This window comes from Burkholderia sp. Tr-862 (assembly GCF_011753085.1).
Taxonomy (GTDB): Bacteria; Pseudomonadota; Gammaproteobacteria; order Burkholderiales; family Burkholderiaceae; genus Burkholderia; species Burkholderia ambifaria.
The window spans coordinates 18,222-30,782 of sequence record NZ_VWWG01000081.1; the positions used below are offsets into that span (position 1 = coordinate 18,222).

The 12,561-nt window shown below is 67.8% G+C and carries 13 protein-coding genes and 1 pseudogene; 9 read left to right on the top strand and 5 right to left on the bottom strand.

Going from position 1 to position 12,561, the window contains the following annotated elements; translation table 11 throughout:
- Positions 1-140: 140 nt before the first annotated feature.
- The 3 genes from F3J14_RS20920 to F3J14_RS20930 form a co-directional block, all read right to left on the bottom strand.
- Positions 141-452: a high-potential iron-sulfur protein gene (locus tag F3J14_RS20920; RefSeq protein WP_006751923.1), complete on the bottom strand. Its 312-nt coding sequence runs from the start codon at positions 450-452 to the stop codon at positions 141-143.
- Positions 453-603: 151 nt separating this feature from the next.
- Positions 604-1,713, bottom strand: coding sequence for an NAD(P)/FAD-dependent oxidoreductase (locus F3J14_RS20925; protein ID WP_166724648.1), 1,110 nt, complete (start codon positions 1,711-1,713; stop codon positions 604-606).
- A gap of 139 nt (positions 1,714-1,852) precedes the next feature.
- Entirely contained in the window at positions 1,853-2,833 is a 981-nt protein-coding gene (locus F3J14_RS20930; protein WP_166724649.1) for an AAA family ATPase, read from the bottom strand.
- A gap of 178 nt (positions 2,834-3,011) precedes the next feature.
- On the opposite strand from F3J14_RS20930, the pseudogene F3J14_RS20935 reads away from it, so the two are divergent.
- The 9 genes and pseudogenes from F3J14_RS20935 to F3J14_RS20975 all read left to right on the top strand — a co-directional run.
- A pseudogene (locus F3J14_RS20935) lies at positions 3,012-3,092 on the top strand (nitroreductase); the annotation flags it as partial.
- A 146-nt stretch (positions 3,093-3,238) separates the two neighbouring features.
- Positions 3,239-3,727 (top strand): hypothetical protein, encoded by a 489-nt coding sequence (locus F3J14_RS20940; protein WP_166724650.1) that lies wholly within the window; start codon positions 3,239-3,241, stop codon positions 3,725-3,727.
- A gap of 5 nt (positions 3,728-3,732) precedes the next feature.
- A complete protein-coding gene (locus tag F3J14_RS20945) occupies positions 3,733-4,548 on the top strand; it encodes an endonuclease/exonuclease/phosphatase family protein (protein WP_166724651.1) in 816 nt (271 codons plus the stop codon).
- 73 nt (positions 4,549-4,621) lie between these two features.
- The gene (locus F3J14_RS20950) at positions 4,622-5,269 is read left to right on the top strand and encodes a LysE family transporter (RefSeq protein WP_166724652.1); all 648 of its coding nucleotides are present in this window, start codon (positions 4,622-4,624) and stop codon (positions 5,267-5,269) included.
- Between the two features lie 227 nt (positions 5,270-5,496).
- Positions 5,497-6,267, top strand: a complete 771-nt coding sequence (locus F3J14_RS20955) for a ferredoxin--NADP reductase (protein ID WP_006757819.1) — start codon at positions 5,497-5,499, stop codon at positions 6,265-6,267.
- A 416-nt stretch (positions 6,268-6,683) separates the two neighbouring features.
- Positions 6,684-7,499, top strand: coding sequence for a quorum system sensor histidine kinase RqpS (gene rqpS, locus F3J14_RS20960; RefSeq protein ID WP_166724653.1), 816 nt, complete (start codon positions 6,684-6,686; stop codon positions 7,497-7,499).
- Positions 7,500-7,506: 7 nt separating this feature from the next.
- Entirely contained in the window at positions 7,507-8,163 is a 657-nt protein-coding gene (rqpR, locus tag F3J14_RS20965; protein WP_166724654.1) for a response regulator transcription factor RqpR, read from the top strand.
- Positions 8,164-8,379: 216 nt separating this feature from the next.
- Positions 8,380-9,786: an amino acid permease gene (locus tag F3J14_RS20970; RefSeq protein WP_166724655.1), complete on the top strand. Its 1,407-nt coding sequence runs from the start codon at positions 8,380-8,382 to the stop codon at positions 9,784-9,786.
- A gap of 276 nt (positions 9,787-10,062) precedes the next feature.
- Positions 10,063-11,088: an XdhC family protein gene (locus tag F3J14_RS20975; RefSeq protein WP_166724656.1), complete on the top strand. Its 1,026-nt coding sequence runs from the start codon at positions 10,063-10,065 to the stop codon at positions 11,086-11,088.
- Positions 11,089-11,192: 104 nt separating this feature from the next.
- Here F3J14_RS20975 and F3J14_RS20980 read toward each other — a convergent pair whose 3' ends face one another.
- Together F3J14_RS20980 and F3J14_RS20985 are read right to left on the bottom strand one after the other, a co-directional pair.
- Positions 11,193-11,927 carry a PepSY-associated TM helix domain-containing protein gene (locus F3J14_RS20980; protein WP_166724657.1) on the bottom strand — a complete coding sequence of 245 codons (735 nt, stop codon included), beginning with the start codon at positions 11,925-11,927 and terminating at the stop codon, positions 11,193-11,195.
- A 269-nt stretch (positions 11,928-12,196) separates the two neighbouring features.
- Positions 12,197-12,517 (bottom strand): EscU/YscU/HrcU family type III secretion system export apparatus switch protein, encoded by a 321-nt coding sequence (locus F3J14_RS20985; protein WP_166724658.1) that lies wholly within the window; start codon positions 12,515-12,517, stop codon positions 12,197-12,199.
- Between the last annotated feature and the right edge of the window lie 44 nt (positions 12,518-12,561).

Below are 12,561 nucleotides of genomic sequence, written 5' to 3' on the forward strand. Positions count from 1 at the left end.
GTCCCGCGGCGCGCTGGTGTGCAGCGAGTGTAGAAAGCGACGGAACCGTTTTCAAGCATAAAAAACGCCCGCCATCTTCCGATGGCGGGCGTTTCGCGGTTTTCGCCACATTGCGGCACCGCACGATGCCGCTGTGCACGTCAACCCATCTTCGAGAATGCGCTGCACCAGCCCTTCGCCGACACCTGCTTGCCGGGGAACGCGCCGCACGGGCCCGAAGCGGAGCCCTTCTTGCCCTGGTACAGCATGCAGGCCGCGCAATCCTGGCCCGCTGCGTATTTCGGATACTTCGTCTTGTCGACCTTCGTGGCATCGGCCTTGTAGCCGAGCGCCACGGCGGTCGGATCGGTTTCCGACAGCATCGGCGCATCGGCCAGCGCTTCACGCGACAGCGCCAGCGCGGACACGGCGCCAATGCTCGTGATCAGGAAACTCCGACGGGTTGTTTTCATGGGGGACTCGCTCCAACGTTATTGGTTTGAAAGCCGTTCTGTCGACAGCCGTTCGACAGAATACCTGCCAAGCGCACAAATGTGCGCGCCGAAATGCCGGAGATAAGGGATTTCACACTGGGCTTCGCACGGTCGGCGCCGCCCGTGCGCGTCACGCGCTCGACGTCATGTCGCCGACGCGCTGCGCGAGCGCGAGCGACGCGGTCAGCCCCGGCGACTCGATGCCGAACAGGTTCACGAGCCCGCGCACGCCGTGCTGCGCGCCGCCCTGCACGATGAAATCGGCCGGCGGCTCGCCAGGCCCCGCGAGCTTCGGCCGGATCCCGGAGTAGGCCGGCTGCAGCGCGTCGTCGGGCAGTTCGGGCCAGTATGCGCGGATCGACGTGTAGAACGCCTGCGCGCGCGCCGGATCGACTTCGTAGCGTAGCGCATCGACCCATTCGACGTCCGGGCCGAAGCGCGCCTGCCCGGCCAGGTCGAGCGTCAGGTGGATGCCGAGCCCTCCGCGGTCGGGCATCGGATACACGAGGTGCGAGAACGGCGCGCGCCCGGACAGGCTGAAGTAGTTGCCACGCGCGAGATAGAGCGGCGGCACCCAGTGCGGGTCGAGGCCGCGCGTGCGGCGCGCGAGCGCCTGCGCGCCGAGGCCCGCGCTGTTGATCACGCACGCTGCCTCGATTTCGGTCGGCGCGTCGCCACCGGTGCGCACGACGAAGCGGCCGCCGCGCAGCACGTCGATCGATTCGACCGGGGATTTCAGCGCGCACGTCGCACCGTTGCGCTGCGCATCGCCGAGCAGCGCGAGCATCAGCTGGTGGCTGTCGATGATGCCGGTGGACGGCGAGAACACCGCCTCCACGCAGTCGAGCGCGGGCTCGAGCGTCTGCGCCTCGGCGCGCGTGAGCGGCATCAGGTCGAGCACGCCGTTTTCCGCCGCGCGCGCGGCGAGCGCCTTCAACTGCTTCACCTGCGCGACGCTCGTCGCGACGATCAGCTTGCCGATGCGCCGGTGCGGCACATGATGCGTTTCGCAGAATTCGTACAACAGTTCGCGCCCGCGCACGCACGACATCGCCTTCAGCGTGCCGCGCGGGTAGTAGAGCCCCGCGTGAATCACCTCGCTGTTGCGCGAGCTCGTGCCCGTGCCGATCGCGTCGGCCGCCTCGAGCACGATCGTTTCGCGCCCGCGCGCGGCCAGCTCACGCGCAATCGCAAGACCGACGACACCTGCGCCGATCACCACACAATCCGTCTGCTCCATGGCGTTTCGCGTCGCTCACGCGTCGAGGGGAGAGATAGGAATTGTACGTCCCGGTTCGCCCGCTTGCCGAACCCATGTGTATCGGCATGTACGCGCGCGGTGCGATGCGTGCGGGCGCGGCGAACCGTGCGCTGCCGGCTCAGAATCCGATCGGCCGGCGCTTCGCGGCCCCCTCGTCGGCGCGGATGTCGGACGGTGCGATCACGTCGCGGCCGTCGAGCCGCGCGGCGCCGAACGCGTGCAGCAGCGCGCGGCGCATCGTGCGCGGCGGCGTCGCGGCCAGCACGTCGAGCGCATCGTCGTCGAGCGCGTCGGGGAAGCGCCGCCCCCACGCGTGCGACGTGCGGATCTCGTCGTAAATCGTCTGCGCGATCCGCCGCGCGCCGGCCGCATCCGGCGGGGCGATCTCGTATATGTTCATCCGGTTCAGCAGCGGCTCCGGAATCGTCTGCGCTTCGTTCGCGGTCGCGATCCAGATCACGTTGCCCGCATCGATCGGCACTTCGGCGAATTCGTCGACGAACGCGCGCGCCGTGTCGTGCTCGAGCAACGCGTACAGCGCGCCGAGCGGATCGTATTGCGCGTCGCTGCCGGCCTTGTCGATCTCGTCGACCGCGATCACCGGGTTCGCGTAGCTGCCGTTGACGAGCGCCTCGAACACCTTGCCGGGCTTCGCGTTCTTCCATTGCGACGACGCGCCCGACAGGATCCAGCCGGCCGTCAGCGAACTCATCGGCACGTAGTGGTACGCGGTGCCGAGCAGCTTCGCGAGCGCCTTCGCGAAATGCGTCTTGCCGATGCCGGGCGGCCCGAGCAGCAGGATCGGCATCAGTTCGAGCCGGTCGTCGGTTTCGAGGCACAGCGCGACCTGCTTGCGCACGTCGTCGAGCGGCTCGGTGAAATTGGGCAGTGCGTCGCCGAGTTCGTCGAACGACGGCATCCGGTTCGGCTTCACGCAAAAGCGCAGATTGCCGGTCTTGAGCATCCGCTCGTAGGTGGCGCGCAGTGCGTCGCTCGCGCTCTCGTTCAGGTCGTTCAGCGCGGTCTCCACCTGCTCGAGGTCGTACACCGTGCTGAAGGATGCCACCGCCAGTTCCTGTTTCACCATCGCCGTCGTCATACCAACCTCGCTTCTGCTGCCGCCACACGACCATCAGACCCTTACGATTTCAGTGTAGCGATCCCGCATCGGCGTGCAAGCAAGCAGCCGTCCGAGTCTGCTGCTAACACCGCGCGCGCACTGCGGCGTCGCGCCGCGCGGCGTATGATCGACGGTTCACCGGCCGTCGCGCCGGCCTGGCCACGATCCGGACGCGATCGAAAACCGCCTCGTCACCGAGCGTGCGAGCGTCGCCGAGTTCGCGCGCTTTTTCGCTTGAAAACGCGTGACGCGCACCTACCTTTCGATCAGGACCGGATCGTGCTGCGAACCCGCGGCGACGCGCCCTGTCACACCACCGTCCAAATCGATCGGGCGTAAGATGTGCGTCCATTCCCCGCTACCCCGCGTTTCCGGAGACGTTTCATGCTGAAACACGGCCTGGCCGTCCTGCTCGCGAGCGTCGCGCTCGCGGCCCATGCGCAGAGCCCCGCACCGGCCGCCGTCGCATGGGAGATACAGGTGGTGCGTGACGGTCAGACGATCGACACGTTCCAGCAGCGCACCACCGTCGGTCAAACCCGCACCGACACCCATCGCTATCCGTCCGCCGTGCCCGTCGGCTGCGGCAATGCCGCGCGCGTCGTGCCGACCGAGCGCTCGCGCTTGGTGACGGTCGCGCCGCTCGCCGTCGACGACGCCGCGCACACGGTGTCGCTCGCGCTCGACGTGCAGGAAACCCTCGACGACGAAAACGCGACGCGCAGCGATCCGTGCGTGCCCGCGTCGCCGCGGCAGATCGTCGCGAGCCATCCGGGGCTGTCGGTCGGCGGCGAGGCATGGACCGACTGGACGCTCGTCGAGCAGCATCCGCATCTCGTCTACCGCGTGCGCGCGCACGTCGCGAAGGACTGAGCACCATGTCCGCCGACGCCCTGTCCCTGCCGTTCGCCGAACCGCACGCCGCGCCCGACGAAATCACCGCGGTCAGCTGGAACCTGCACAAGGGTCGCTCGCCGCTGGGCTTCACCGCGTGGAATGCGATGCGCGACTGGATGCAATCGACGCACGCCGACGTGTATTTTCTGCAGGAAGCGATGGCGCGCCGCATGCCGCGCCCGATGCTCGCATCCGGCTTCGGCGCACCGATCGACGACGCGGTCGACGATGTGTGGCACTGCCAGGCCACCGAGATCGCGCAGACGCTCGACTGGCAGATCGCGCTCGGGCCGAACGTGTTCAAGCCGTCGTGGCGGCACGGCAACGCGATCCTGTCGCCGCATCCGCTCGACCTCGGCGGCCGCTGGGACATCTCCGCGCACCGCTTCGAGCGGCGCGGGCTGCTGGTCGCGCGTGCGACGCTCGCCGGCGCGCGGCCCGTCACGCTGCTGTGCGCTCACCTCGCGCTCACGCGCGCGGCGCGGCTGCGCCAGATGCACTGGATCGCGCACTGGATCGTGCGCAACGCGGGCGACGACCCGCTCGTGCTCGCCGGTGACTTCAACGACTGGCGCAACGATTCGGTCGCGTTGTTCGGCGAGATCGGAATGTCCGAGGTCGCGACGCTGCTCGGCCAGTCGGGCCGCACGTTCCCCGCGTTCTCCCCGGCGCTCGCGCTCGACAAGATGTTCGTGCGCGGGCTGACGCCGCTCGAATGGCAGGCGCCGTCCGGCGAAACCGCGTGGCTCTCCGACCACCTGCCGTATATCGCGCGGCTGCGTCTCGATCCGCGGTGACGCCCTAACACCGCAAGCGCAGCTGCACGGCGCGCGCTACAGTAGCGCTTCGCCCGCCCGCCGCCCCGCCGCCATGAACTACCTCCCGATCCTGCTGCAAATCGCCGTCGTCTACCTCGTCGCGGCGATCACGCCCGGCCCGAACTTCTTCATGATTTCGCAGTTGTCGCTCGCGGGGCGGCGCAGCCTCGGCGCCGCGTCGGCACTCGGCGTCGGCACCGCATCGATCGCCTGGGCGACGCTCGCGATGCTCGGCCTCGCGGCCGTGCTGCACCAGGTCGAATGGCTGTACGAGACGATCCGCATCGGCGGCGCCGTCTATCTCGTGTATTTCGGCATCAAGCTGCTGCGCGCGGGCGTGCGCCGCGACGCGGCGCCGGCCGACACCGCGGATATGAGCGCGCCGCTGGCCGCGCCGCACCTGCGCGACTATCTGCGCGCGTATCGCAGCGGCCTGCTCACCTGCCTGACCAACCCGAAATCGTGCGCGTTCTGGACCAGCGTGTTCGCGGCGATGCTGCCCGCGCACGTGCCGCTGTGGTTCAACGGCGCGGTGCTGGTGACGATCGGCGTGCTGTCGGCCGGCTGGTATTCGTGCGTCGCGTTCCTGTTCGCGAGCCCGCGCGCGCAGCGCGGCTACCGGCGCGTGCGACGCCCGCTCGACGCGCTGTGCGGCGTCGCGCTCGTCAGTCTCGGCGCGAAGCTCGCGGCCGATCGTTGAAAGCTCGTTGAAATGATTCGTTGCGCCAAATCCGCGCAGCCGGGCGGGTCAAGCCCGCATCTGTCCCAAGCAGGGTAAAATAACCAGTTCCTCAAACGTCTGTCATCGAGAAGGCGCGTGTCCGACGCGCCGGCCGGCCGATCCGCGATCGGGCCGACGCACTCGGTTTTTTTGCCCGTTTTTGGGCCCGTTACACGCGTTCGCTACGCGCGTCCGTTTTCAAAGCCATGAGCAAATACGACACCGCCACCGTCCAATCCGTCCATCACTGGACCGACACGCTGTTCAGCTTCACCTGCACCCGTGAGCCGAGCCTGCGCTTCAACAACGGCGAATTCACGATGGTCGGCCTCGAAGTCGACGGCAAGCCGCTCGCGCGCGCCTACTCGATCGTCAGCCCGAACTACGAAGAGCACCTCGAATTCTTCAGCATCAAGGTCCAGAACGGCCCGCTGACGTCGCGCCTGCAGCACCTGAAGGTGGGCGACCCGGTGCTGATCGGCAAGAAGCCGACCGGCACGCTCGTCGCCGACAACCTGCTGCCCGGCAAGACGCTGTGGATGCTGTCGACCGGCACCGGCCTCGCGCCGTTCATGTCGATCATCCGCGATCCGGACATCTACGACCGCTTCGACAAGGTCATCCTGACGCACACCTGCCGCCTGAAGGGCGAGCTGGCGTACATGGACTACATCAAGCACGACCTGCCGGGCCACGAGTACCTCGGCGACATCATCAAGGAAAAGCTCGTCTACTACCCGACGGTCACGCGCGAAGCGTTCGACAACGAGGGCCGGATCACCGACCTGATCGCGACGGGCAAGCTGTTCACGGATCTCGGCGTGCCGGCGTTCTCGCCGGAAAACGACCGCGTGATGCTGTGCGGCAGCACCGCGATGCTGAAGGACACGACCGACCTGCTGAAGCAGGCTGGCCTGGTCGAAGGCAAGAACAGCGCGCCGGGTCACTATGTGATCGAGCGCGCATTCGTGGACTGATCGGTCCCCGAATTTGTGCGGCATCAAGAACCGGAGCGAAAGCTCCGGTTTTTTTTTCGTCCCCACTTGGCGAATTCGTAACAAACTGGGACCATCTCATCTCAAATAGTTACATTTTGATACGGACGGGCCCGGTGCTTTGGTGTCGGTGTTTTTCCTACAACAGGTTCGTTCCGATTATTCACATTTACCCTTAAATGTCCGCCTGACATGACTTTTTCAGAATTTTTGAGATATTATTCGGCCCGCGCGGTTGCTGCTCGGACGGTCATTGAAGGGTCGGACTCAAACGTTACAAGATGTAACTTTTGTTACTTCGGCATGGTGCGACTCTCTGGCGGCGGCCGTCATCGAAACGGCAGCCAATCCACGCAGCCAGCCGGTGTCTGAACCGCTTTCTGACAGCAGGGAGAGTCATGGATACGTCGCTCAACGCGCCCGCAGGCGCCCACGCCCCGTTCCCGTCGCGGCCGCTCATGCATAGCTGCGACGCCGCCGCACCCGTGGCCGAAGCCCTGCCCAGACGCGACGTATCCGCCACCCGGATCGCGGCGCTGTCCAACCAACTGATGGTCGCCGACGAAGCCGCCCGCCGCCATCTGGCCGGCGAGTTGCATGACGGGCTCGGCGCCGAACTCACCGCCGCCCGATTCGCGCTCGCAAACGTTCAAACGTGGCTGCCGGCCGATGCGCCTGAAGGCTGCCTGCGCGCGCTCGAACTGGCGCAGCGGGCGCTCGACGCCGCAACCGATGCCAACCGCCGCCTGATCGACGAGCGCGACACGCCGGCGCTCGACGGCGGGCTTGTCGGCGCGCTATCGGCGTGGGTCGACAGCCACGCGGCCCGCACCGGCCTGCGCACGAGTTTCGTCTGCTCGGCCGACGCACGGCTCACGCGGCTCGCCGGCGCCAGTGCGCTCGCGATCTTCCGCGTCGCGCAGGAAGCGCTGTCGAACGTCGCCAAGCATGCGCGCGCGGCGTCCGTCGACGTGCGGATCGACACGGACGGCTCGCATCTGTCCCTGAGCATCACCGACGATGGGACCGGTTTCTCGCGCCGCCGGCGTGTCGGCTACGGCCTCGCCGGCATGCGCGCACGCTGCGAGGCGTTCGGCGGCAGCTTCGACACGAGCGCGCCGGAATCGGGCCGGGGCACGCGCGTCACCGCGCGCTTCGCGTGGAACTCGCTGTTCGCGGTGCCGGCCGCCGCGCGCCGCGCGTCGCTTTCGTGAGGTCGCGATGAGCCTGAACATCCTGCTCGTGGACGATCACGCGATCGTCCGGCAAGGGGTCCGCCACCTGCTGATCGATCGCGGCGTCGCGCGCGAAGTGACCGAAGCCGAGACCGGCAGCGATGCGGTGGCCGCCGTCGACCGTCAGACCTTCGACGTGATCCTGCTCGACATCTCGCTGCCGGACACCAACGGCGTCGAGTTGCTCAAGCGCATCAAGCGCAAGCTGCCGGGCACGCCGGTGCTGATGTTCTCGATGTACCGCGAGGACCAGTACGCGGTGCGCGCGCTGAAGGCCGGCGCGTCCGGCTATCTGTCGAAGACGGTGAATGCCGCGCAGATGATCGGCGCGATCCAGCAGGTCGCGGCCGGCCGCAAGTATGTGAGCCCGGCGATGGCCGAGGCGCTTGCCGAATACGTGTCGTTCGAGAACGAACCGCTGCCGCACGAGAAGCTGTCCGATCGCGAATACCAGACGCTCTGCATGCTGGCGTCGGGCAAGCGCCTCACCGACATCGCGAACACGCTGTCGCTGTCGGTGAAGACGGTCAGCGTGTACCGGTCGCGGCTGCTCGAGAAGATGCGGCTGTCGAACAACGCGGAACTGACGTTCTACGTGATGAGCAACCGGCTCGTCGACATGGCGCCCGCGTCGGGCGCCTGATCTCTCGCATTCACCGGAATCGCGCAAGGCGCGCCGCGCCGGCCGGCCGCGGGCCGGCCCCGGTCGCTGCACGCTGCGTGCAAGCACTTGTTTTATCGGACGATTCCGCAGCGCGCCGCTGCATTGCAGCAGGTCTTGTGCGCCAAATCGGCTAAAATTGCGGGTTTTCACTCACTCGGCGCCGCCGCGTTCGCGCGCGCTGGAGACTCATCCGCAATGTCCCTCTTCCGCAAGAAAAACGTCGATCGCATGATCGCCGGCGCGCATGGCGCCGGGCTCAAGAAAGCGCTCGGCGCAATCGACCTCACCTTCCTCGGCATCGGCGCGATCATCGGCACCGGGATCTTCGTGCTGACCGGCACGGGCGCCGTTCAGGCCGGCCCCGCGCTGATGCTGTCGTTCGTGATCGCGGCGATCGCGTGCGGCCTCGCGGCGCTGTCGTACGCCGAATTCGCGTCGACGATTCCGGTCGCGGGCTCGATCTACACGTACTCGTACGCGACGCTCGGCGAACTCGTCGCATGGATCATCGGCTGGGACCTGATGCTCGAATACGGCCTCGCGGCGTCGGCCGTGTCGGTCGGCTGGTCGGGTTACCTGCAGTCGCTGCTGCAGGGCTTCGGGCTCGCGCTGCCCACCGTGCTGACGGCCGCGCCCGGCGCGATCCCCGGCGTCGTCACGTGGTTCAACCTGCCCGCGTTCCTCGTGATGCTGGTGATCACGACGCTGCTGTCGATCGGCATCCGCGAGTCGACCCGCATCAACAACATCATGGTGTTCATCAAGGTGTCGGTGGTGCTGCTCGTGATCGCGGTCGGCCTGTTCCACGTGACGCCCGCGAACTGGAAGCCGTTCATGCCGCACGGCTGGAACGGCGTGTTCGGCGCGGCGGCGGTGATGTTCTTCGCGTTCATCGGCTTCGACGCGGTGTCGTCGGCGGCCGAGGAAGTGAAGAATCCCAAGCGCGACCTGCCGATCGGCATCATCGCGTCGCTCGCCGTGTGCGCGGTGCTGTACGTGACGGTCGCGGCGGTCGCGACCGGCATCGTGCCGGCGGCCCAGTACGCGAACGTGTCGCACCCGATCTCGTATGCGCTGCAGATCGCCGGCGAGAAGTGGGTCGCGGGCTTCATCGATCTCGGCGCGGTGCTCGGCATGCTGACCGTGATCCTCGTGATGAGCTACGGCCAGACGCGGATCATCTTCGCGATGTCGCGCGACGGGCTGCTGCCGGCGATGCTGTCGCGCGTGCATCCGCGCTACGCGACGCCGTTCCTGACGACCTGGCTCGTCGGCCTGTTCTTCGGGCTGATCGCCGCGCTCGTGCCGCTCAATGTGCTCGCCGAGCTGATCAACATCGGCACGCTCGCCGCGTTCTCGATGGTGTCGATCGCGGTGCTGGTGCTGCGCCGCACGCACCCGGAACTGCCGCGCGCGTTCCGCTGCCCGGGCGTGCCGGTGGTGCCGATCCTCGCGGTCGGCGCGTGCCTGTTCCTGATGCTGAACCTGCAGCCCGTCACGTGGGCCGCGTTCGGCATCTGGCTCGTGATCGGCCTCGTGATCTACTTCCTGTATTCGCGACACCACTCGAAGCTCGCGCACGGGCACCACGACGTGCACTGAGCGCCGCCGCTGCGCGTGCATGCCGCGCGCAACGATGCGACATCACGCGGGGCCGCAACGGCCCCGCGCGACAACCGCCTCCCCGCCCGAACCGGCCGCCGCCACCGCGCCGCTCCCGCGCCCGATCGCTGTCTGATCGTCGCGATGTCTTGCCCGATCCTCCGGATTTGCCCGCCCGCGCCGCAGCGCCGCCTGCACATGCGCGCCGGGCGGTTCATAATCCCGCCATCGAACGACAGCCCGGACCGGCGGGCCGTCCGGCAACAGGAAAAGATGATGGAAAGCGTCGATCTCGATGTACTGAAATCCAGCGCGCGCTGGCTCGACGAAGGGCGCCGCGTGCTGCTCGTGACGGTCGTGAAGACGTGGGGCTCGTCGCCCCGCCCCGAAGGCGCGATGCTCGCGGTGCGCGAGGACGGGCTCGTGGTCGGCTCCGTGTCCGGCGGGTGCATCGAGGACGACCTGATCGCCCGCGTGCATGCGAGCGGCATCGCGGCCGATGCGCGCCCGGAAGCGGTCAAGTACGGCGTGACGGCCGAGGAAGCGCACCGCTTCGGGCTGCCCTGCGGCGGCACGATCCAGCTCGTGCTGGAGCCGCTCACGCGCGACAGTGGAATTGCCGCGTTGTGCGCCGAGGTGGAAGCCGGCCGTCTCGTCACGCGCACGATGACGCTGGCGACCGGCCGCGCGTCGCTGTCGCCCGCGCAAGCGACCGACGGGCTCGCGTTCGACGGCGAACGGCTCGTGACGATCCACGGGCCGCGCTACCGGATGCTCGTGATCGGTGCCGGACAGTTGTCGCGCTATCTGTGCCAGATCGCGGTCGGGCTCGACTACCAGGTGACGGTCTGCGATCCGCGCGAGGAGTACACGGATGCGTGGGACGTGCCGGGCACGCGCGTCGTGCACACGATGCCCGACGACACCGTGCTCGACATGAAGCTCGACGCGCGTTCGGCCGTGATCGCGCTCACGCACGACCCGAAGCTCGACGATCTCGCGCTGATGGAGGCGCTCAAGACGTCCGCGTTCTACGTCGGCGCGCTCGGCTCGCGGCGCAACAACGCGGCGCGGCGCGAGCGGCTGCTCGAATTCGACCTGAACGACGCGGAACTGGCGCGGCTGCACGGGCCGGCCGGCATCTACATCGGCAGCCGCACGCCGCCGGAAATCGCGATCTCGATCCTCGCCGAAGTCACGGCCGCGAAGAACAACGTGTCGCTGCCGACGATCCTGCAGGTCGAGGGTGCGAAGGCCGCCCGCGAGATCGCGGCCAACAACGGCGCGACCTGCGGCCTCTGAGGCCGGCCGGCGCGGGCATCGGCGCAGGGCCGTCGCGCCGGATGCGCGCACCACGCGCCGGCACCGAGCCGGCGCGTTTCAACCGGTGCGTCTGGCCCGTTACGTCAGGCGAGGCCCGCGGCGAGCGCCGCGGCGACCGAGCCGACCACCAGCACGACACCGACCGTGCGGCGCTTGTTCAGCTCCGTCCACAGCAGCACGCCCGTCAGCGACAACAGGATCAGCGAACCCGCGATCGTGTCCATCAGCAGCACCCAGCCGAGATTCATGCCGACGCCGCGATGCAGGTTGTTCAGCGTCGTCAGGAACGTGTTGCCGGTGCGCTTCACCGACACGTAGCCGTTGCCGACCCAGTATTCGGCCTGCAGGTTCTGGTGCGGTCCGAACAGGCCCATCTGCCAGTGCTCGGGCTGCATCACGCGCTTGTCGCCCCACGCGACCGGCTGCGCAGGCTCCTTGCGCATGCGGCCCGGCCGGCCGTCGAAGTGCAGTTCGTGCTGCAGCCACTTCGTCATCGCCGCGGGCGACTTCGGCACCGGGTCCGGCAACGCGATCTGCATCTGCTCGACCTGCGGTTCGCCGGTCGAGAGCTTCAGCGGCGGCGCCCGGTGGTTGAGCAGCACGCCCGTCACGCCGAACAGCAGCCCGAGCACCGCGCCCCATAGTCCGACCCAGCCGTGCACCTTGCGCAGCCATTTGATGAAGGTCGCGCGGCGCGAGCGCTGGCGGCGCGCCGCCAATTCGGCGTCGCTCAGGGGACGTGCGGCCGGATGCAGCACGGTGACGTCCGCGGGAGGTATGCCCGCCTGCGGCGGGGCGATCGTTTCGGGCGCGTTCACGCGAGAATGTCCATTCGTTCAAAGCAACGGGCGACGCACGGAAAAAACGCGCGCCGCCCGGGGTAACATGAAAATGAGAATGGATATCATTACACAAATGATGCGACCGCTCAATCGGCCCGCGCACGGCGGGCCAGCAACAAACTCTGGCGATGACCGATGAAGAACGCGGATTGCGCGCCGATCCTCGCAAATAGAAGAAAAATACCGAGGAAATGATTGCGAAAGACAGAGACAGCCGTTCGCAAGAAACCGGGCCACCGAGTACTTCAGCGGCGCAGCGGCGGCAGCGGAAAGCGCGGCGCGGCGTCGCCCGGCTCGGGCTCGGCGCGATCGAGCGAATAGAGCCACGCGAGCAGATCCGCGACAGCCTGGTATAGCTGCGGCGGAATCCGGTCGTCGAGGTCGACCTGCATCAGCAGCGACACCATCTCCGGCGCGGTATGCACGTACAGCCCCGCATCGCGTGCCCGGGCGACGATCATCTCGGCGAGCAGGCCGTATCCCTTCGCGACCACGCGCGGCGCGGCATCGCCGCCTTTCGGATCGTAGACGAGCGCGGCCGCGCGCTTGCGGGACGCCATGCTCATCGCGACGTCTCGTCGTCGGCGCCCGGCGTGCCGCCAGCAGCGCT